14 protein-coding genes are annotated in these 20,866 nt (G+C 72.5%); 5 read left to right on the top strand and 9 right to left on the bottom strand.

Annotated elements, in window-relative coordinates; translation table 11 throughout:
* Window positions 1–51: 51 nt before the first annotated feature.
* Complete coding sequence (locus IEY78_RS14250; protein ID WP_189098135.1) at window positions 52–783, top strand: methyltransferase domain-containing protein; 732 nt, start codon at window positions 52–54, stop codon at window positions 781–783.
* A 102-nt stretch (window positions 784–885) separates the two neighbouring features.
* Here the strand turns inward: IEY78_RS14250 and IEY78_RS14255 are convergent, their stop codons facing one another.
* The 4 genes from IEY78_RS14255 to IEY78_RS14270 all read right to left on the bottom strand — a co-directional run bounded on the left by IEY78_RS14255 (window position 886) and on the right by IEY78_RS14270 (window position 6,360).
* Window positions 886–1,908 (bottom strand): TolB family protein, encoded by a 1,023-nt coding sequence (locus IEY78_RS14255; protein ID WP_189098137.1) that lies wholly within the window; start codon window positions 1,906–1,908, stop codon window positions 886–888.
* A 170-nt stretch (window positions 1,909–2,078) separates the two neighbouring features.
* The gene (locus tag IEY78_RS14260) at window positions 2,079–4,163 is read right to left on the bottom strand and encodes a SpoIIE family protein phosphatase (protein ID WP_189098139.1); all 2,085 of its coding nucleotides are present in this window, start codon (window positions 4,161–4,163) and stop codon (window positions 2,079–2,081) included.
* A gap of 203 nt (window positions 4,164–4,366) precedes the next feature.
* Window positions 4,367–5,647 carry a sensor histidine kinase gene (locus IEY78_RS14265; RefSeq protein ID WP_189098141.1) on the bottom strand — a complete coding sequence of 427 codons (1,281 nt, stop codon included), beginning with the start codon at window positions 5,645–5,647 and terminating at the stop codon, window positions 4,367–4,369.
* Window positions 5,644–6,360, bottom strand: coding sequence for a hypothetical protein (locus IEY78_RS14270; RefSeq protein ID WP_229699945.1), 717 nt, complete (start codon window positions 6,358–6,360; stop codon window positions 5,644–5,646). The genes IEY78_RS14265 and IEY78_RS14270 overlap by 4 nt, the downstream gene beginning before the upstream one ends.
* A gap of 333 nt (window positions 6,361–6,693) precedes the next feature.
* Here IEY78_RS14270 and IEY78_RS14275 point away from each other — a divergent pair, with 333 nt between their 5' ends.
* Entirely contained in the window at window positions 6,694–7,404 is a 711-nt protein-coding gene (locus IEY78_RS14275) for a DUF6215 domain-containing protein (RefSeq protein WP_189098143.1), read from the top strand.
* A gap of 86 nt (window positions 7,405–7,490) precedes the next feature.
* Here the strand turns inward: IEY78_RS14275 and IEY78_RS14280 are convergent, their stop codons facing one another.
* A complete protein-coding gene (locus IEY78_RS14280; protein ID WP_189098145.1) occupies window positions 7,491–7,709 on the bottom strand; it encodes a DUF5988 family protein in 219 nt (72 codons plus the stop codon).
* A 339-nt stretch (window positions 7,710–8,048) separates the two neighbouring features.
* Between IEY78_RS14280 and IEY78_RS14285 the strand changes: the two genes are divergently transcribed.
* Window positions 8,049–8,762 (top strand): 4'-phosphopantetheinyl transferase family protein, encoded by a 714-nt coding sequence (locus tag IEY78_RS14285; protein ID WP_189098147.1) that lies wholly within the window; start codon window positions 8,049–8,051, stop codon window positions 8,760–8,762.
* 23 nt (window positions 8,763–8,785) lie between these two features.
* Here IEY78_RS14285 and IEY78_RS14290 read toward each other — a convergent pair whose 3' ends face one another.
* The 3 genes from IEY78_RS14290 to IEY78_RS14300 all read right to left on the bottom strand — a co-directional run bounded on the left by IEY78_RS14290 (window position 8,786) and on the right by IEY78_RS14300 (window position 16,708).
* Window positions 8,786–11,662: an ATP-binding protein gene (locus tag IEY78_RS14290; RefSeq protein ID WP_189098149.1), complete on the bottom strand. Its 2,877-nt coding sequence runs from the start codon at window positions 11,660–11,662 to the stop codon at window positions 8,786–8,788.
* Window positions 11,663–12,705: 1,043 nt separating this feature from the next.
* Window positions 12,706–13,578 (bottom strand): helix-turn-helix transcriptional regulator, encoded by an 873-nt coding sequence (locus IEY78_RS14295; protein WP_229699946.1) that lies wholly within the window; start codon window positions 13,576–13,578, stop codon window positions 12,706–12,708.
* Window positions 13,579–13,897: 319 nt separating this feature from the next.
* Complete coding sequence (locus IEY78_RS14300; protein ID WP_229699950.1) at window positions 13,898–16,708, bottom strand: helix-turn-helix transcriptional regulator; 2,811 nt, start codon at window positions 16,706–16,708, stop codon at window positions 13,898–13,900.
* Between the two features lie 1,046 nt (window positions 16,709–17,754).
* Between IEY78_RS14300 and IEY78_RS14305 the strand changes: the two genes are divergently transcribed.
* Both IEY78_RS14305 and IEY78_RS14310 read left to right on the top strand, forming a co-directional pair.
* Complete coding sequence (locus IEY78_RS14305; protein WP_189098153.1) at window positions 17,755–18,537, top strand: FadR/GntR family transcriptional regulator; 783 nt, start codon at window positions 17,755–17,757, stop codon at window positions 18,535–18,537.
* A gap of 57 nt (window positions 18,538–18,594) precedes the next feature.
* The gene (locus tag IEY78_RS14310; protein ID WP_229699947.1) at window positions 18,595–19,221 is read left to right on the top strand and encodes a TetR/AcrR family transcriptional regulator; all 627 of its coding nucleotides are present in this window, start codon (window positions 18,595–18,597) and stop codon (window positions 19,219–19,221) included.
* 32 nt (window positions 19,222–19,253) lie between these two features.
* On the opposite strand, the gene IEY78_RS14315 is transcribed toward IEY78_RS14310, so the two are convergent.
* Entirely contained in the window at window positions 19,254–20,660 is a 1,407-nt protein-coding gene (locus IEY78_RS14315; RefSeq protein ID WP_189098202.1) for an NDP-hexose 2,3-dehydratase family protein, read from the bottom strand.
* Between the last annotated feature and the right edge of the window lie 206 nt (window positions 20,661–20,866).

Genomic DNA, 20,866 nt, shown 5'->3' on the forward strand with positions numbered 1-20,866 from the left:
CTTCTATGGAATGTAGTTGGTGGCGTTCGGCGGCCTGTGGATACTGATGTGATGTTCTCGGACGCCGATGCCGCCGCGTTGTATGACCTGCTGAATCCGTGGGAACCCATGAGTCGGTCCAGTGACCGCTTCTACGACGAGTTGGTGGGGGACGCCGACTCGGTGTTGGATGTCGGGTGCGGGACAGGGGCCATGCTGCACTGGGCGCGCGGCCACGGTCACAGCGGACGTCTCGTCGGGCTCGACCCGGACCGGGCCGCACTGGCCCGGGCGCGGCGTCGTACCGACGTCGAGTGGGTCGAGGGGACCGCGGCGGACGCCGCTCCGGAGGCCGCGTTCGCGCTCGCGACGATGACCGGGCACGCCTTCCAGTGCCTGGTCACCGACGAGGAACTGCGGGCCTCGCTCGCCGCGATCCGTGCGGCACTGCGATCGGGCGGCCGCTTCGCCTTCGAGACCAGGCACCCGCAGGCACGTGCCTGGCAGGACTGGAACCCCTCGCACGCCCGAGAGCTGACCGGCCCGGCCGGACGCGCCCTGCGGGTCTGGCACCATGTCGAGTCCGTCACCGGTGACCTGGTCACCTTCACCGGCACGACGGCGGAGCCCGACGGGCGGGTGCTCCGCGTCGACCGCACGACCCTGCGCTTCCTCGAAGTGGCGGCGCTGGACGAGTTCCTCGCCGCGGCGGGCTTCGTCCTGGAGGGCCGTTACGGTGACTGGGATCGCGGTCCGGTCACGGCAGCGAGCCGGGAGATCATCACGGTCGCCCGGCGGATGTGACTCGAACTGCCCGCGCAGGAAGGCTAGTTGCATGAATCCGCTCTCCGAGCCCGCACGGGCACCGGCAGGACCGCGCCCGGCCCCTCACCCGAGGCAGCGCTCCTACCCGAGGTAGGCCGGGGCCAGTGCCGAGGTCATCAGGTGGTGTGGGGAGCCGTTGCCGTCGGCGGGGACGGTCCACAGGTCGGAGCCGTAGTCGCCGGGGAGGGCGTAGACCAGGGTGGAGTCGTCGGACCAGAGTGCCTGGTCGTCGATGTTGCGGTGCTCGGCGGTGCGGGTTTCGGTCATGCTGCGCAGGTCGAGGACGTACAGCCGCCAGGGGGCGTCGGGGGAGGCGTGGGGCACCCGCTTCTTGTAGGCGAGGCGGGTGCCGTCGGGGGAGAGGGAGGGGCATTCGACGTTGCGGTGCAGGGTGGTCAGGGTGCGGGCGGCGACATCGCCGCGGACGAGATAGGTGCGGCCGCCGGTCGCCAGGGTGGCGTAGAAGCGGTGGTCGTCGGCGAAGGTCACTCCCCAGACATTGACGTCGGAGGCGTGGTACGGCCGGCCGTCCTTGGTGACGGCGAAAGACTCCAGGTTGTTGTCGATCGCCCAGGTGCGGGTGTCGACGAGGGTGGTACGGGTGGAGAAGTTCGTGCCCGCGTAGGAGTCGCCGCTGACGAAGACGGTCCAGGCGGCCAGATGGCCGGACGGCGAGACCCGGGCGCGGGTGGGGATGCCGGCGGCCTGGAAGCGGCGGCGCTCGTGCAGCCGGGAGTCGAGGACGACGGCCCGGTAGGTGTCCCGCAGCGCGCCGTGCTCGGCCTGGAGGCAGAGGGCGGTGCCCGCGGCCGCATGGAAGCGCAGGCACTTGACGCCGGACGCGGTGCGCGGTGCGGAGGGCCGGTCGGCGGGCACGGCGGCGATCTCGTCACGGTGCGGGCCCCAGGCCAGGTTGCGTACCAGTAGTTGGCGGCCGACGGCCGAGCGGAGTGTGACGGTGCCCGTCCGTACCTGCGGGCCGCCCGCCCGGTCCCGCTCGCGCGAACCGGAGCGGTCGGCGGCGTGCAGCACCGCCACCGTGCCCACGGTCCCGAGCAGCACGATGGCGGCCAGCAGGATGACCAGGCGGGTGGTGCGGTTCATGCGGGCACCTCGTCGGTTCGGTCGGGTCGGGCGGCCAGAATGCCTGCTTCCGTGAGCGGTCAACAGCCGTGACCACGAACGGAGTTCAACGGAGCAAGCCCCATCGCAACCTCAGTGATGCCCTCACGGGGTAGCAGCCACACCGGTACTGCCGGTCCGCACTACAGCCGCTACCCCAGTGCCCGGGCGATGAGCAGGGCGACATCGTCGTAGTCGTCGGGGTGCCGCAGGGTGCTCAGGAGGTGGTCGCAGGTTTCCTCCAGGCTCGGCCGGGGGGTGGCCAGGAGGTCGAGGAGGACCTGGAGGCGGGTGTCGATGTCCTGGTCGCGGGTTTCGACCAGGCCGTCGGTGTAGAGGACGAGTTGGTCGCCGGGGGCCAGGCGGATGGTGGTCGCGTGGAAGGTGATGCCGCCGACGCCGAGCGGGGCACCGGTGGGCAGGTCCAGCAGCGCGGGCGCGCGGCCGGGCCGCAGGAGGACGGGGGGCAGATGGCCGGCGGTCGCGATCCGGCACTCGTCGCGGTGCGGGTCGTGGACGGCGTACACGCAGGTGGCGATGGCCTGTTCCAGGCCGGTGCTGCTGCGGTCGACGTGCCGGAGGACCTGCGCGGGATCGAGGCCGAGACCGGCCAGTGCGCGGGTAGTGTTGCGCAGCTGTCCCATGGTGGCCGCCGCGTTGATGCCGCTGCCCATCACATCCCCGACGACCAGCGCGGTCCGGTCGCCGGACAGCGGGATGACGTCGAACCAGTCGCCGCCGACCTCGCTGGCCGCACCCGCGGGCTGGTAGCGGGAGGCGATCTCCAGTCGCGGCCGGGACGCCGGGTGCTGTGGCAGCAGGGTGCGCTGCAGGGTGAGGGCGGTGGCGCGCTCGCGCTGGTACCAGCGGGCGTTGTCGATGGACACCGCGGCCCGGTTGGCCAACTCGCCGGCCAGGACGAGGTCGTCGTCGTCGAACGGCAGCGGGTTGCGCAGGCGCTTGAGGTCGAGGGCGCCGAGCACGGTGCCGCGGGCGATCAGCGGCACCGCCAGGTAGGAGTGCAGTCCGGCCCGGGCCAGGCGGGCCGCGGACTCACCGTCCCGGGCGATCCGCGGCAGATCCTCCGCACCGACGTGCGGCACGAGGACCGGGGTGCCGGTGGTGACGGAGCGGGTGACCAGCCGGTCCGCCTCGTAGCGGGCGGGTTCGCCGACGGGGTCGGCGGCGGCGACCGCTTCCGTCTCGTAGGCCGCCGCCACCGCCAGGGCACGGAAGACCGACTGCCCCGCCGAGGAGCCCCCCGGGCCGGGGGAGTGGTGCAGGGTGGTGTCGAGGATGTCGACGGCGGCCACGTCCGCGAGGTCGGGGACGACGGTCTCGGCCAGCTCCCGGGCGGTCTGCTCCAGGTCGAGAGTGGTGCCGATGCGTACGGAGGCGTCCGCGATGAGCGCCAGCCGCTGACGGGCGTGGTACGCCTCGGTGGCCGCCCGGTGCCGGTCGGTGACGTCGATCACCGAGGCCGCCACCCCCAGGACGGTGCCGCCCGGAGCCTCCAGCCGGTAGTACGACACCGACCAGGCGTGATCATGGTCGGGGTCGGCGGGGGTCCGGCCCACGACCGACCGGTCGACCTGCGGGACACCGGTGGCCAGCACCTCGCGCATCGCGGCCTCGACCGCCTCGGCGCCGAGGAAGGGCAGCGCCTGGCGGACCCGCCGGCCGAGGTGCGCCTGGGCGGGCATGCCGTTGATGCGCTCCAGGGCGGGATTCACGGCCACGTAGCGCAGGGCGGTGTCCAGTACGGCCAGGCCGATTGGGGACTGCGCGACCAGTCGGGTGGACAGCGCCACGTCCTGTTCCACCTGGCGCAGGATCGCCTGGTCGGTGGCGAGTCCCAGGGCGTAGACGTCCCCGCTGTCGTCGGTGAGCCGCATGTTGCGGAACTCCAGCAGCCGGGTGCTGCCGTCCTTGTGCCGGACGGGGAAGACCCCGGCCCAGGGCTCCCCGCTCTCCATCACCCGGGCGAACAGCTCCAGCACGCGGTCGAAGTCCTCTTCGGCCACCAGCAGCCGGGCCGCGTACTGTCCCAGCGCCTCCTGGGCGGGGTAACCGAGCAGCTGCTCGGCCTGCGGGCTCCAGAGCACGATCCGTCCGGACGCGTCGAGCACGACCGCCGCGACGGCCAGGACGTCCAGCAGGCCGCGGGACGGCGACGGCTCGGCCGAGGCGCGGGCATCGGACGGGCCGAGCTCGGCCTGGAACCCCTCGGTGTCCATACCAGCCGCTCCTGATACCGCCCGCCGCAACGGCGGACGGTCCCTCTGGTGCATTCACCCGACCCCCCTGAAGACCAGGGGTGTCTTCATCCTCTCTCGACACCGGTGACTCCCGCAGCTTCACGGGGCGGTGCCGGGGCGCCCGCCGACCGGGGCCGGGGGCCGTCCCGCGCGCGGCGCGTCCCGTCCGGGCGCGGTCCCGGTCAGTGCCCGGACGGCTCCTCCGGGGCGACGGTGAGTTCGGCGACGGCCCCGCCGTCGGGCGCGTTCGAGAACCGCAGGGTGGTGCCCAGCACCCGGGCCTGCCCCAGGGCGATGGTCAGCCCCAGACCGTGCCCGGCCTTCGTCCCGCTGCCCGGCCGGCTCCTGAACCGCTGCGGGCCGTGGGCCAGCAGCTCCTCGGGGTAGCCGTCGCCGTGGTCGCGCACGGTGAGCACCGGCCCGTCCACGGTCACCGTCACCGGCGGACGGCCGTGCTTGTGGGCGTTGCCGACGAGGTTCCCCAGCACCCGCTCCAGCCTGCGCCGATCGGTCTCCACCCGGGCATCCCGCACCACCCGCACCTCGGCCGCCAGCCCCGTGGCCCGCACCGCGCGCTCGGCCAGCGGCCCCAGCGGATGCACATCCAGCTCGGCGCGCTCCACCTCGGCGTCGAGCCGGGAGATCTCCAGCAGGTCCTCGGTCAGCCGGCGCATGGCCCGGACCCGTTCCTGCACCATCTCGGTGGGCCGGCCGGGCGGCAGCAGTTCGGCGGCCGCGTGCAGACCGGTGAGCGGAGTGCGCAGCTCATGGGCCACGTCGGCGGTGAAGCGCTGCTCGCTGTGCAGCTTGGCCTGGAGACTCGCGGCCATCGCGTCGAGCGCCGCGGCCACGGCGGCCGGCTCGTCCCGCGCGTACCCGGGGCGCAGGCCGCGGGGGTCGTCCACCCGGGCGTCGAGATCCCCGTCGCTGATCCGGCGCGCCACCTGCGCGGTGCGGTGCAGACGCCGGGTGACACCCGAAGCGGCGTACAGGCCGACGAGCAGCGTCAGGAAGATCGCCACGGCCGCGGAGCCGATGATGGCGCGGTCCAGGCCCTGGAGGACCGCGGCCCGCTGGGTGTAGTCCTGCCGGACGGCCAGCGCCGTGCCGTCGGCCGGGGCGACCGCCCACATGACCGGGTGGCCGGCGTGCCGGCCGAGCTGGGTGCCGCGCTCGCCGTGCCGGGCCATCTCGCGCAGCGCCGGCGGCAGCTCCGAGGGGTCCACCCCGGCGTCGTGGCCCAGGGGTTCACCGTCGACGTACGCCTCGACCGCCGAGTCCAGCTCGACCAGGGCCGCTTCGCGCGCCTGGTCCTCGGTCTGCCGGCCGACCAGGACATGGACCAGCACCCCGAGCACCGTGGCGAGGAAGCAGCACATCACGACGGTGAAGAAGGCGGCCTTCCACCGCAGCGTCGCCGTCCACCCGAAGAGGCGGCGGGGCGCGGACCGGCCGGCGCTCATGAGGTGCTCTTACGGGGCGTGGTCCGGTAGGTCTCGTCGAACTCCATGACCCGGAGGGCCATGGACTGGGTGCGCTTGTCCCAGGAGTAGACCGTGCGCATGTCGAAGCCGGGCGTGCCGGTCGGCTCCCGGATGATCACGTCCCCGCCGGTCACCTCCACCGCCAGCGGTGTCACCCCGGCGTCCATGATCCGGGTCAGCGCTCCGTTCTTGAGCATGAAGACCCACAGAGCCAGGTTGTGGTCCGGGCTCTCGATGCCGACGAGCAGTTCGTCCTTGCCGTCGTTGTTCAGATCCCGGTACTGCGGGGTCCGTACCGGGCAGTGCTTCCGGTCGGTGGCACAGTGCTCGATCTTCCTGGTGGTGGCCCGGTCGAACTCCGGTGTGCCCTTGAGTTCGGAGCCCGCCCGGAGCTGCGCCTTGACGACGGTGAGCAGCGGCACCTTGCGGATGTCGCCGGACGGGACGCGGGGCACCCCGCTCAGCCGCGCGGGCCGCTCGTGGGAGCCCACCTCGTCGGAGGAGGGCTGCGGTGCCGGCGAGCGCTCGGGCCACAGCCGTGCCGGCGCCGACGCGCCCGCGGTGTGCCCCGCGCTCTTGGGCTCCCCGGTCCCCGTGCAGCCGGCCAGCAGCAGGACCGCGACCGCGGTGCCGAGCACCGGCGGCAGGACCCGTATGCGACCGGGTGCCGGCCGGGAGCGGGGAAGGGACACGGCGATTTCCAGTCGGGGAAGCGGGAATGTCGGATGACGCGAGGGCGGCTGCTCGCTGGTGCGGCAATCCCGCGGAAGTGTAACGAAAGGATATGCAGCGGCAAAAGGCGCGCTTCCCCGGCAAATTCCGTGACCGGAGGAATGCCTTCCGAAAGCCTCGCAGGTGGGGGAGGGGTTCGGCACGTCGGCGGCGCGGTCCGGTGCACCGGGCGGCAGGCCGCGGCGCGAAATTCCCGCGCAGCGGGCGGTGTTGCGGACATTTTCCTTGTCGGCCCGGTGATCACGGGTTACAGTCCCCGAGCACATATCGGGGGATCACCGCAAGCGGGGGACATGACAGACGAATACGACGTGCCCGTGAAGGGCGCGTGGGGGCAGGCCGTCGCGGCCGTTGCTCTGGTGGGGGCGCTCGGAGTGGGCCTGTGGGCGTTCGGGGGGACAGCGTCTTCGGACAGTGACCATCCGTCGCCCGCCACCTGCTCGGGCGGGGAGTCCCGTACGACGCAGACGACGTCCCAGAAGGCCGCGGGGCACGTCTCCGGGGCGCAGCTGTGCAGCGCTCTGAACCGCCGCGACCTGGCCGGACTGCTGGGCACACCGGGGGAGATCGCGAAGACCGCCGGCGGCAGCGCCGGCTCCGAGAGGTACGCCGGCGGCAAGGAGATCGACACCCCCTCGGCCCGGATCGAGTTCACGACCTACACGGTGTCGCTGTCAGCCACCTACGACCACCGTCCGGTGACCCGCTTCGCCGCACTCATGCGGGACGATCTGCCGGACCGGAAGGTACTGGGCCACCCGGCGATCCTGTACGCGGACCGCACCATCGGCGTCAGCTTCCGCCTCGACGGCAGCGAAACGAAGAGCGGCCCCGGCGTTCCGGCCCGCACCCTCATCGTGGCCCACGACGCGCGGGACAGCGGCGGCTCCTTCGAGCTGTCACTGTGGCGCGCGGACGGCGGGGTACCGGACGACGCGACGCTGCTCGGTGTCGCCCAGAAGGTGCTGCCGGCCATCCCGGGGTGGACCGCCGGCGGGAGGTGACGCCGTCGATGCCGTCGGCGGCCGGGTGCCCGTACGTCCTGCGGGCACCCGGCACGACCGCGGCCGACGGCTCCGGTCGTTCGGCGCTACTCGGCCACGTAGGTGCAGCCCGTCCAGACGAACACCTGGAGCGTGTGACCGTCCTGCCGGACCCGCTCCGCCGTCGGCTCGAAATGCTCATAGCGGTTGCCGCAGAGCAGCTTGAGCGGCGACGCCATGTCCGGCACATAGCGGACCCGCTCCTCCTCTGCCACGTACGTGGTGGGGCCCCCACGCAGCACTGCGTTCATTTCGTTCATCAGCATGGTCAACTGCCCTTCTCCGAGCCCGTTCGACTGCGTAACTGATCGGCTTTCGTGGTGAGGATGCGGACCCAGCCATTCCAGCAGGGCTCCTATTCGGGAAACCCCTAAAGGCGGCCGTCGGCGGGAACGTCGGAACACCCGCCGACGCGATCCGACCGGGCCCGGGCCCGGTCGCTCCGGAAAGACTGGGCGTTTCCCCGGGACTTGACGCGCGGCCGCCCCGTGCGGTGGTCCCGTGCGGACCGCCGCTCTAGTCTCGGCCGAGCGGCGACGTGAGGTGCCGCTCCGCGCCGACGCCCCGCGAGGCGCGCCCGCACCGCCGCCAGGACAGGAGACGCGATGATCGACGAGCTGCTGCCGGAGACCGTCTCCGCGGCCGAGCTCCTCGGCGACGAACCGCCGCCCGCGGCACTCCTGCCCGAGGAGGAGCCGCACATCGCCCGCGCGGTCGACAAGCGCGTACGCGAGTTCTCCGCCGGCCGCTGGTGCGCCCGCCGGGCGATGGCCGGGCTCGGCCTGTCGCCCGTACCGGTCCTGCCGGGCCCGCGCGGGGAGCCGGGCTGGCCCGCCGGGCTCGTCGGCGCCCTCACCCACTGCGAGGGCTACGCCGCCGCGGTCGTCGCGCGGTCCTCCGAGGTGCTCGCCCTGGGCATCGACGCCGAACCGGCCCAGCCGCTGCCGGACGGCGTCCTCGAGGCCGTGGCGCTGCCCGGGGAACGCGCCGCACTTCCCCAACGGACCGACGGGGCATCGGCGTTGCCCTGGGACCGGATGCTGTTCAGCGCCAAGGAGTCCGTGTACAAGGCCTGGTTCCCGATGACCGGGCGCCCGCTGGAGTTCGAGGACGCCTTCCTCGCCTTCGACCCGGACAACGGGACCTTCACCGCCCGGCTGCTGGTGCCCGGATGGCCGCTCGGCGACGAGCTGCTGACGAGCTTCCGGGGGCGCTGGGCGGTGCGCGAGGGCCTGGTCCTGACCGCGGTCGCCGTGCCCGCCGTACGGAACGGCCGCACGGCGCACGGGTCCGGAGCCGCGGCGGGGGCCGCGCGATGACCGGGCGCGCTACGGCCGGGAGGTCACTTCGCGGCCCGCTCCGGGTCGAAGAACGAACCGAGGCCACGCCGCCCGGACACCGCGAGCTTGCGGTACACCGCGGTCAGATGCTGCTCGACGGTGCGCTGGGTGACGAACAGCTCCTCGGCGATCTCCCGGTTGGTCTCACCCACCGCGGCCATCCGCGCCACCTGCGCCTCGCTCGGCGTCAGCGACTCCATGCCACTCGACGTGACCCGGCGCGGACGGGCACCGGTGGCCAGCAGCGCGTCGTTGGCCCGGGCGCGCAGCCGGGCGGCGCCGAGCGTGTACGCCAGATCGAGCCCCTGGCGCAGCGTCTCGCGGGCCGCTTCCGTGTGACCGCACGCATGCAGCGCGGCACCGTAATCGACCAGCGCGTGGGCCAGTTCGAGGCGGGCCGGGGACCCGTCGAGGGCGGACAGCGCCTCCTCCAGCATGCCTAGCTTCCGCGGGCCGCTCTCCGTCGTCGCGAGGAGCCGCAGACCGGCACCCAGCGCATCGGTCAACTTCCCCTGCCGGGCGCGGTCCACCGCCTCCTCCGCCAGCTCCCGGGCCGGTGCGAGCGCCCCCAGGGCGAGATGGGCGCGGCCGGCCCAGGCCCACCAGGACGACACGGCCGGACTCGTCCGCGTCCACTCGTGCTGCCGCCTGCCGGACTCCAGCAGGTCCGCCAGTGCCGCCTTCGGCTCCTGGTGAGCGAGCCGCAGCCGCCCCCGCGCGCACAGGAACTCGTTCCACTGCCAGGTGTCCAGGCTCGTCGACGGGAAGGCCTGCGCGGCCGCGGCGTCGGCGCCCGCGAGATCACCGGTGTCGATCAGCGCATGGATCTGGGTCGCGACCGGCAGCGCCAGCGTGCGGCCCCAGTGGCTCGGCGGCACCACGTTCAGCGCGGAGCGGGTGGCCGCCAGCGACTCCGACAGCGCCCCCAGCCGGTAGCGCGCCTCGGCCCGCAGCGCCTGGCACAGGCCGTACAGCAGCAGCCGCTGGCTGGCCCGGGTGTCGTCGATGACCCGCTGATAGGCGGCGTCCGCCTCGTCCGGCAGCCCCGCGTACAGCAGCGCCGTCGCCGCGGTGGTCAGGAAGAACGGCGAGTCGACGCCGGGCACGCTGCTCTCCAGCACCCGGCGGGCCGCCGCGGCCGACTCCTGCGCCCGGTCCGCGCGCACCGAGCACAGTCCGGCCCCCGCGGCGATCAGGGCCCGCTCACCGGGCGTGGTACCGGGCCGGCTGATGTCGAACGGATACTCCCGCAGCGTCACCGCGAAGCTGCTCAGGTCCTCGGCCGACGCCATCAGCCGCTGCCCTTCCAGCAGGCGCCGCAGATCGGCGTCGCGGACCGTCGGCGCCTGCTCGGCGAGCAGCCGCACCGCCTGGAGCGACTGCCCGCTGCGGATCAGGCCGCTGGCCAGCGAGCTGAGCAGCCGGAAGCGCAGCGACGGCTCCCGGACGTGCTCCAGCGCCGCCTGGAGATGCCGCACGCTCGCCTGCGGGTCCACGCCCGCCTCCGCCAGCCCCAGCTCCACCAGGACCGCGGTGTCCTCGGGCGGCCGCCCGTCCGCGGGCAGGCAGTGCCGCAGCAGATCCACCGCCAGCGCCGGGGCGCCGCGGAACGACGCCTCGCGGGCGGCCTCCCGCAGCACGGTCACCGCCCAGTCCTCGGTTGCCGGCAGGGGCGTCATCAGCAGATGGCCGGCCACCTGCTCGGCACGCGCCCCCGCGTCCAGCAGCAGACGGGCGGCGCGGTGGTGTGCCTCGGCGAGCCGCTCGGGCGACAGGTCCGCCACGATGACTTCCCTGATCAGCCCGTGGTTGAAGGACCATCTCCGGCCGTCGTCGACCTCCGAGACCAGCCCGTTGGACCGCAGGGCCCACATCGCGGCCGAGTGGGTCGCGACATCCAGCCCGGCCAGCCGTGCGCAGACCTCCGGCAGGGCGTCGTCGCCCATCACGGCCAGGGCGCGGGCGGCCGCCGAGGCGGAGGCGGGCTGGCTCTGCAACACCGCCCGCACCGCGTCGTGGAAGAACGTGCCGTCCCCGGAGATGTACTGCAGCGCGTCGACCACGGGCGGCCGGCCGTCGAGCCGCAGCACGCTCAGCAGGGAGTGCACGAGCAGCGGGTTGCCGCCGGTGAGCGCCAGGCAGGCCTCGTGGAACTCCTCGTCGGCCGCGTGACCGAAGACGGTCTCCACCATCCGGCCGATGCCGTCGCCGGTCAGCGGGCCGGGCCGCAGCACCCGGCAGAGCGGCTGCCCGGCGATGTCACCGAGGAGCGCGGCGTCCGTCGACGTGTCGCCGGTGCGCCGGGACAGCACCAGCAGGATGGGCAGGCCCTCGATCCGGCGGGCGAGGTGGGTCAGGAAGCGCAGCGAGGCCATGTCGGCGCTGTGCGCGTCGTCGACCACGATGACCAGCGGCGCCTCGGCCGCCAGATTGCAGGTGAACCAGTACAGCCCGTGCAGCACGGCGTACGACATGTCCTCGCCGGGGAGCATGACATCGCCCGGCTGCCGCTGCCCGCTCAGCGCCTGCGCGGCGGTGCGGGCGCTGCCGGCCAGCAGCCGGGCCAGCCGCGGTCCGTCGAGGGTGGCCAGCAGCGGCTCGAAGAGCTGGCGCACGACACCGAAGGGGAAGTCGCGCTCCAGCACGCCACCGCGGGCCTCCAGCACCTGCAGCCCCTCGGTGGGGAGCGCGGCCACCAGCCGCTCCAGCAGCAGGCTCTTCCCGATGCCGACGACGCCCTCCAGGAGCGCGATACCGCCTGACCCGGCGCGGGCGTCCTGCACGAGGGCGGAGAGGGAGGACATCTCCTCCTCGCGATTGACGAGGGCCAGCGTGTCGCGCCGGCACTCGAACGCGTCGGTGGGTATCCCGTCGGTCATCGGGAGCCTCCTCTGTCCGCACCTGCACCCGGCACGGTCGTGCCGGGCAGTCCTCCGCGGGCAGGAACGCGGCAGCCGAGCGGGCTGCCGGCCACCGGCCGGCCGGCCCCCGCCGGGGTGCCGCGCGGTACGCGGCGGTGCCCGTGCGGACAGGAATGCCGCCTGTCCCTCACTGTTTCCTTGCCCTCTTCCCGCCGGGAAGCTTTCCCCAGTTTCTCCTATATGTGGTGAACGGGAGGCCCCCGGGGGTGCCCGGGAGGCGACGCTTGGATGAAGAGGCCTCCCCGTGGCCATGTGCGCGTCCTGCCGGAGCGCGCCGTCCGCCCGCCCTGAGCTGGGACAACTCCACTCAGGGGCATATGCCCGGGCGGCAGGTCAGGCATACCGGCGACAGCACGTTCCCGCAGCGTCGACTTTAGCCCCAGCACCCGGCCGGGAGTGAGACCCGTGCACCGTGTGACTGGACGGACGGGGGAATCGCCGGTGGGGCGCCGCGGCGAGGGCGTCGGTGGCGTACGGGCCGCATCGGCGTCGTGGGCGGTGCAACGGCGCTGCTTGCGGTCCGTTTCCGGGAGGGGGCGGACGGCGGAGAGCGGCGGCCGGTGCGGGCGGGTGCGGCGGCGGATCGAGGGGCGTGTGCAGGAACTGACGCTACGTCAATTAATGCTGCTGGTACGGAAGATGGGGCACTTTCCCGTACGCGCCCCGCCGCGAAATGCAGCACCGGCTCCGAGAGGAGGGGGATTGTCCTCACGGAGCCGGTGCGCTCCGGGCCGGAGGCGTTTGCCGACCCTTGTCGCCGTCCCAGCAAGACTCTCGGAGCGCGGGGGCCCGGGTCCGAGAGCGGCTTCGGCGACATATCCATCCTCTCCCGGGGCAGTTGAGGAATTCCCTATATCCCCGGCCCGGAAGCCGGCGGCCGCGATCCCGGGGCCCGGACAGGAGGAGGCGCGGTGGCCCCGGGTGCGGGGGAGGGGCAGGAGGAACCGAGAAGGGGCGCCCCGCCGGGGACGCCCCACTGTGCTGCCGGTCGCGCTGAACCCCTATGAGGCGCGGGAGTTCGTCATGCCGGGCGCGGTCCGGGCGCCCGGTACGGTCGCCGGTGTGCGAGGCGCGGCGGCCTCGGCACGGGCGGCCGCGGTGCGCTGCCGGGACGCGTCGGCGCGGCGGTTGCGGCTGCGCCGGTTGTCGGCGTCCTTCACGAACTCGGGCAGGACCCGGGGCGGCCAACTGCCGATCGTGAGCATCCCCATGGAGTGCGCCCGGGCGACCAGCGCGGCGCGGTTGGGGGCCTTGAGCCGACGCAGCATCAGACCGACGTGGTACTCCACGCCCTGCCGGCTGAGGTAGAGCCGGGCGGCCAGCTGGACGGTGGAGGCGCCGCTCGCGACGCCTTCGAGGATCTGCGCGTCGAGCTCGGTGAGCAGCTGCCGGCGGCTGGCCGGCGCCTCGTCCTGGCCGCTGAGCGCGGCCGAATCGTCATCGGGCCGCACGACCACGACAAAGGACGGTGCCTGTTCCGATTCGCTGCGCACCGCTATCCCGGTCAGTTCGCCCGAGAACGGCACCTCCTCGCCGCGGATTCCCACCATCCGCTCCACGAACCGTGCGCGGTGCCCTTCGGCCAGCCGGGCGAAGTGCCGGTTCAGCAGACCGGGGGCGCTGGGGTGCAGCAGGGAGTAGAGGCTGCGACCGCACGCCTCGGCGGAGTCCTGGCCGAACAGCCGGAAGAACTCCGCGTCGGCGGCCATGATCGACAGCGTGGCGTCAAGGCTTGCCATGCAGGCCTGTTGGGACTCCAGCGGGCGCCGTACCGCCGCGGCGGCGGACTGGTCGGGCGCACGCGGCGTCTGGGCGTTCGGGGCATGAGGGGCCGCCGCCAGAGGCATCGGGTCGGCGTAGTGCTGGGATGTCAAGGGAGCTACCGTCTTTCTGCGGTCGACGCACCGGGAAATCCGCCCGTCGAATGAGGCATTGGTCGTCCTCGCTCCTTCGGTCCGCGGAGCGAAGTGCCTTTCTTTGCATTGGTATTCCGCTGTGACGACCCTAGGAACGCCGCAACCCGGGAGTCAACGCGAGATGTGGCAAATAGCAAAACACTGTGGTGTCTCGGTACGGTGGTTCGGTGTCAATACGGTGCGGTAGCAATAACTCTTCGTCATGACCCGATTGTTGAGAGAGGCCGGCGCCGCCAAGCGACGCCGGCCTCTGCCGCAAAGCCGGGGGAGGGTCAGGTCAGTAAGGTGCCGCCGCGCCGGAGGAGTCGGACTGCCGGTCGAGTTCTCCCAATGCCGTGGAGAGATGCCCGCGCCCCGGAATTGACATCTTGCGGTAGCAATTCGTCAGATGCTTTTCCACGGCACGGCACGTGATGTTCAACTCGTCGGCGATCACCTGGTTCGTCAGACCCGACGCGGCCAGCTGGGCGACCTTCCGCTCCGAGGGGGTGAGCTGGCCGCGGGTGGCCTGCGGGTCCGGTGGGGCCTCGGCGAGCAGCTCCTCCGCCCGCTGGCCCAGCCACTGGGTGCCGCACACGACGGCCTCCGCGTAGGCCTGGCGCAGCGCCGTGCGGCCGCGGGCGTCGGCCGGGCCGAGGCGCTCGCCCAGATCCAGCAGGGCCTGGCACAGCTCGAAGCGGTTGGCGGACAGATGCAGCACGTCCACCGCCTCCCGCAGCACCTCGATGCTGCCCGGCCCGTCCACCATGTGGCTGTACACCCGCAGTGCCCGGCCGAGCGGCCCCGGCGCACCCCAGGCCCGGGCGCGCTCCACCTCCAGCGCGCTCAACTTCCTGGCCTCCTGGTGCTCGCCGAGGTAGAGGTGCAGGAAGGCGGCGGCCGAGGCCCAGGGCAGCAGCGCCGGATTGAGCCATCCGCACTGCTCAAGGCGTCGCCCGGCATCGAGGAACCAGCCCAGCGCCCCGTCCAGATCGCCCTTCCGCGCCGCGCTCTGCCCCTTCAGCATGGCCAGCCCGGACCAGACGTACGGATCGTCCTCGGCCCGGTACTTCACGGCGAGCAGCCGGTCGGCGAGCTGATGGTCTCCGGTGAGGATCGCGCAGGTGGCCAGCGTCATCGAGGACACGGTGAAGACTTCCTCGTGCTTCTCCCCGCCCAGCTCGAAGGCCGCGAGCGCCTGCTCCTTGGCCCGCGCCAGCCGGCCGCGGGCCAGCGAGACCAGCGCCTGCTCGGTGCCGATCAGCGCCTGCTCCACGCGGGTCTGCCGACCCACCGCGTTCTCCTGGACCGCGTCGAGCCAGGCGCCCAGCCGCTCGACGGAGTCCGCGGCCACGAGGCTGGCCACCACCATCGGCATGGTCGTGTGCACATGGGCGGGCAGCGCCGGCTCGCGGTCCAGGACGCGGTTGGCCAGCAGCGCCACCTCATGGGCGGGCAAGGCGTTGGAGAACGTCGCGGCGCTGATCAGCGGGGCGAGCAGCTCCCGCTCGGCCACGGTGTCGGTCCGCGGCGCGCCGCCCAGCCCGACGAGGCGGGCCACGGAGTCGGCCAGTTGCTCGGGGTCCGACAGCGCCGACTGCCGGATCCGGGCCTCCAGCCGCAGCGCCAGCTCCCGGTCAGCGCCCTGCAGCCGGTCCCCGGGCCCCAGCGCGTCCGCCGTCTCCTGGAGCAGCTCGTGGACGGGCAGCAGCGTCGAGGAGAACGCGCTGGGCGCCAGCCGCACCACGGCCTGCGCGCGCTGGACGGGCCCGTCGCACAGCAGCACGGCCTGCGCGATGTGCCGCACGGCCGCGTACGGGGCGAAGCTGCGCTCCGCCGTGGCCAGGTCGATCAGCAGCTCCGCGCGGTCGTTGTCCGGCGAGCTGCCCATCAGCGCCTGCCGCAGATAGTTCGCGGCGAGCTCGGGCGCCGCCCTGCGCTGCGCGGCGCAGGCCGCCGCGCGCAGCACCTCGGCGGCCCAGGGGTAGGTCGGTGTCGTGAGGGCCATCAGGTGCTTCGCCACGTGCTCCGGCGGCCGGCCGGCCCGGTGCAGCGACTCGGCCGCCAGCGCGTGCATGGCGGTCCGCTCCTCCGGGGGGATGCCCTCCACCACGGCCGACCGCACCAGGGCGCGGACGAACCGGGGGCGTTGCATGCCGGTCGTCAGACCGAGATCCGTCAGCCGGCGCAGGGCCTCGTCCCGCTCGGCGGCGTCCACCTCGGCCAGCCTGCTCAGCAGCTCGGGGTTCGTGTCGTCACCGAGCACGGCCACCGCTCGGGCCACCCGTCTGACCTGCTCCGATTGCATGCCCAGACGCGGCAGCAGGCGGTGTTGCAGCGAGGCCGGCCGCAGCGCGGCGACCGCTTCGGCCTGGTCCGCGGTGGGCTGCCGGCCGCGCGGCGCCGCATCCGCCAGCAGGCAGCTCAGGAACAGCGGATTGCCGCCGGTGACCCGGTGGCAGGCGGCCGTGAACGCCTCGTCCGGCGCTTCCCCGTAATACCGCCGGATCAGCTCGCCGGTCTCCGCCACGCCGAGGTTCCCGGGGCGCAGGGTGTGCGTGGCCTGCGCGATCACCTCCTGGACCGCCGGCTCCCCGGTGAGGGTGTCGCCCTCGCGGACGGCACACACCAGCAGCACCGGCAGGCCGGAGGTCCGCCCGCTCAGCTGCCGCAGCCACCGCAGGGTCGCCGGGTCCGCCCACTGGAGTTCGTCGACGAGCATCAGAATGGGCTGGTCACGGGCCATGTTCTCGAGGAGCGCGGTGAGACCGTCCAGCGCGGCCTGCGAGGGGCCGGCGCCGCCGGGTCCGCCCGCGTCGAGCACGTCGCGGGCGTCACCCGCGGTCCATCGCGCCAGGGTCTCCGGCGACGCGTCGCGCAGCGCCGGCTCCAGCAGCTGGCGGGCCGCTCCGAGACAGAAGTCCCGTTCCATCGGGGCCGCGCTCACCCGCAGGTGCAGGGCCCCCTGCGCCGCGGCGAGTGCGCCGATGCCGTCGAGGAGCGCTGATTTGCCTACCCCCAACGGACCGCTGACCAGGACCAGTGCGCCTCGCCCGCTCCGCAGGGCGGTGGCGGCCAGGTCCAGCTCCACATCGCGGTCCAGCAACATCAAGTTCAGATCCCTTCAGACCGCGAACTGGTGTCACGGCGGCGTGTGCCGAGGGAGTCGCACGCTGTGCGGGCCGGTGGGCGCGGTGCCGGGGGGTCTCCCGGCCACGCAGGCGTCGGGACCCGGCGCACAGGGCACGTACTGCTTCGGACATGCTGTCGCGGGTGGCGCTGGAGGGAGGGGCAGGAGGCGCAAAAATCCGGCGGGGCAGTGCGGTCGAGGCAGCCTGCCGGAGATTTGCCGCTCACGCCGAGCGCCCGGCGTGTATTGCGGTGAGCTGGTTTCTGTTGCGGCCTCCTGTCAGCGCTCACCCTCCAACAGCAGTGCGGTTCACGGGTATTTCGTCATTCGCTGTGTTCAAGGTTGCCACATCGTTCGGTGAACCCTTCCCAGGGGCGCGGAACGGTGCGCTGGGAGGCATTCGAAGGGAGTCTCCCTGGCGGGTCCCGGAAGGAAACCTGAAGAAATACTCGGCGGTAGCCTTTCTCCGGGGAAAGAAATGTTCCTGCGAACGGCGTCCCTCATGAAATTTTTTCACGGGATTCTCAGGCTCGCTGCGACTTCTGGCTCCGCGCGGTGCCGGAACCGTGGATCGCACGGGGAGGGCGAAGCGGAATTCCGTCGGAGGCTGACGGGCCGTAACGGTGTGAGCAATGTTACGCACGCATCTGAGGTCCACCGGGAGGCTCTTGAGGAGAATCTGAGCCTTCTCCTCTCCTCCGCCGCGAGCGCCCTCGGCTTGTGGCCGGGCCGGGTCCTCCGGTCGCCGCGCCTGGGGTGGTGCACGGGCAGCCGGACCGAACCTCTCAGTCGTGCCTGTCCGGCTGTCTGACAAGTTCACGACGCATCGTCGAACTCCAGGTGAGAGGTGTCAACCGGACCAACGTCCCTACTTGCGCTGCCGAACGTCCCCCCTCGCAACGGCGCAGGTGGTGGCCGGTTCCCTGACCTGCGGGGTGGCGGGTTCGGCCACCCTTCTAGGGAAAAACACAGAAGTTCCCGCCGTGCGTTGACGCCTCTCGCGGGGCGGCCACAGGATGCGAGGCATGGCCGACCTGGACAGCAGGACCGCAGCAGTACCGTCTCGGCGCGTCAATGCGATGGAGGTTGTGCTGAGAGACCTGCGGGGCGCCATCGAGCGGGGCGACTACGAAGTCGGTGACAAGCTCCCCTCGGAGGCGGAGCTGGGCCACCGCTTCGAGGTGAGCCGCTCCGTCGTCCGCGAGGCCCTCCGCGCCATGCAGGCCCTGGGCCTGACGTCTTCCCGCGCCGGCAAGGGCACCTATGTCGCCTCACCGGGAGCGACCGAGGACCCCACCTTCGGCGCGTACTCCTCACGCGATCTGGTCGAGGTCCGCCGGCATGTCGAGATCCCGGTCGCGGCCTACGCCGCCACCCGGCGCACCCAGGACGACCTGGACCTGCTCGACCGGCTGCTCGTACGGATGGAGCGGCAGACCGACACCACGGCATGGGTCGCCCTGGACACCCTGTTCCACATCACCATCGCGCAGTCGGCCGGAAACCCCGTGTTCCGCAAGGTGATTGAGGAGATCCGGGACGCGCTGGCCCGCCAGTCCACCTTTCTCGACATGCTGGCCAGGGACCGCCGCGAGCAGTCCAACCGGGAGCACCGCGCCATTGTCGAGGCGATCGTCGACCGCTCCGAGGACGACGCCGTGCGGGCCATGACCGCCCACCTCGAACATGTCGAATGGGCGCTGACCACCATCGTCCGGCCGGACCGCGCCGGCGCGGAGGGGCGCGAGGCCGCCCCGGTCTGCCGGTGTGCGCAGACTCCGGGAATTCCGGCGCCGGCCGACCGCTGAACACCGACCGCCGAGCGGACACCTGAGCGTCTTGCTCGCTTGTGCTACTTTTTGCTCGTGAGTGAGAAGAGGGTGAGCCAGAACGGCGGCCGGACCTTCACCGAGGAGGCCAGGCGCGCCCAGATCGTGCGGGCGGCCATCGACACGGTGGCGGAGCACGGGTACCCCAACACGTCGTTCAGCAAGATCGCCCAGCGGGCGGGCCTGAGCAGCACCGGCATGATCTCGTACTACTTCGCCGGCAAGGCCGAGCTGTTCGACGAGGTGGTGTCCACGGTCCTGCGGGCCGCCGAGGAGTTCGTCGGACCCCGCATACAGCACGAGCCGACCTACCGGGCCAAACTCCGCGCCTATATCGAGTCCAATCTCGCCTTCATGGCCAAGTACCCCGGGCACACCCTCGCCCTCGCCGAGATCGTCATCGGCACCCGCGACCGGGAGAATGTGCCGGTCGGCGCCATCAACCACGCCACCGCCTCCATCGACACCCTCGTCGACTGCCTGGACAAGGGGCTGGACGCCGGGGAGTTCGCGGACGTCGAACCGCGGGTGATGGCCGTCGCCATCCGCGGCGCCATCGACAACACCCTGCGCCACCACATGCTCACCCCCGGCGTCGACCTGGAGAGCTACGGCAGCAAGCTCGCCGATCTCTTCGACCGCGCCACCCGGGCCGGCTCCTGAGCGACGTTCCCCAGGGACTGTGAAGACAGTCCCTAGGCCAGGGTCCGCATTCCCGCGACCAGCGTCCTGGCCTGCACGTTCAGATGGTGGCTGTACTTCAGCAGCTCATTGATCTGGCACAGCGTCACCCAGCGGAAATCCTCGGGCACCGCGGTCGGGAAGTCCTCGTCCACCTCGACGATCAGATACTGACTGCGGGCATACAGGAAGCGGCCGCCCTCCTCCGACAGCACGGCATCGAACAGCGTCCGCTCCGGACGACGCTCCAGCACGGCATCGAGATACCGGGGACGGTCCCCCGCGGGCAGATGCGCGTAGCTCTCCGGCGTGCACTGCACGGTGGGCCCCAGCTCCACCACATCCAGGAACCCCGGCTCGACCCGGGCGCTCAGCAGCGCGTGCGGGACGCCCCCGATCCGCTTCACCAGCAGCGCGGCCAGCCCCAGCCCGTGCGGTTCGAGCAGCGGCTGCGTCCAGGCGGGCACCTCCCGCCGGTGCGAGCTGACATCGACCGCGACGATGCTGAAGAAGCGCCCGCTCTCGTGCGAGATCGCGTCCGGCGAACGGTGCCAGCCCGCCGCCTCGCGCAGCGGCACCGGCTCCGCGACGATCTCGTGCCGGGCCCGCCGCGTCGTGACCCAGCTGCGGATCTCCGTGTCGGAGTGCAGTCCGGCATTGGCCGTCGCGGAACCCGCCCGCCAGTCGGGGATGCAGGACAGCACCGTACGGGCGTCCATGTTCACCAGGTCGGGCAGGCGCAGCAGCGCGCCGAGCTGGCCCAGGGTGACCCAGCAGAAGTCCTCGCCCGCCTCGACCTCGGGGCCCACCTCGACCACCATGTTGCGGTTGCGCTTCCGGTAGAACCACGACCCCTGCTCGGACTGGAGCACATCGGCCAGCACCCGGCGCGGATCGGGATCGACGAAGCACTCCATGTACGGCACGGCGGAACCGCCGTGCACCCGCGTGTAGTTGCTCTTGGTGGCCTGCACGGTGGGGGAGAGCTGCACCCCGTTGGCGTTCCCCGGCTCCGGCTTGGCCTGCATCAGACAGTGCAGCACCCCGTCGATCTCCCGCACCGCGATGCCCAGCACACCGATCTCCGGCTGGTGGATGATCGGCTGGCACCACTCACGGACCGGCCCGTAGTCGGAGCGGACCCGCAGACCCTCGATCGAGAAGAAACGCCCGCTGTCATGCCGCAGGTTCCCGCTCCCCGGCGCGAAGCCCCAGCCCCGCAGCTCCCCGAACGGTATCCGGCTGACCTGGAGCGCGTGGCTGCGCTGCCGCTCCTCGAACCACGCGTGGAACGCCTCGTTGCCCATCACCCCGCCCTCGGTGGCCAGCGCCGAAGCGGCCAGCCGTGACGACAGCGCCACCGCCCGCCGGGAAGACACCACGGAGCCGGATGAGTACGAAGGCTCCACCGTGCTGTCCATATGCATTGCTGCGCCCCTCCACGCCGATGGGTGTACGGCACCGCCCACGGCACCGGACGGCTGACCTCTCCACCCGCAGCCTGCACCGGGGAGTCCTGGCATTCACCTAGTCTCTGGGGCCCAGCCTCTGGGGCCCGCCCGCGCACGGCCGGCGGCCGCCGCACCCCGGGCCGTCGGGGAACGGGCGCCGGGCCACCCCGTCCCGG

Origin of the sequence: Streptomyces kronopolitis, from assembly GCF_014646275.1 — a bacterium.
Taxonomy (GTDB): domain Bacteria; phylum Actinomycetota; class Actinomycetes; order Streptomycetales; family Streptomycetaceae; genus Streptomyces; species Streptomyces kronopolitis.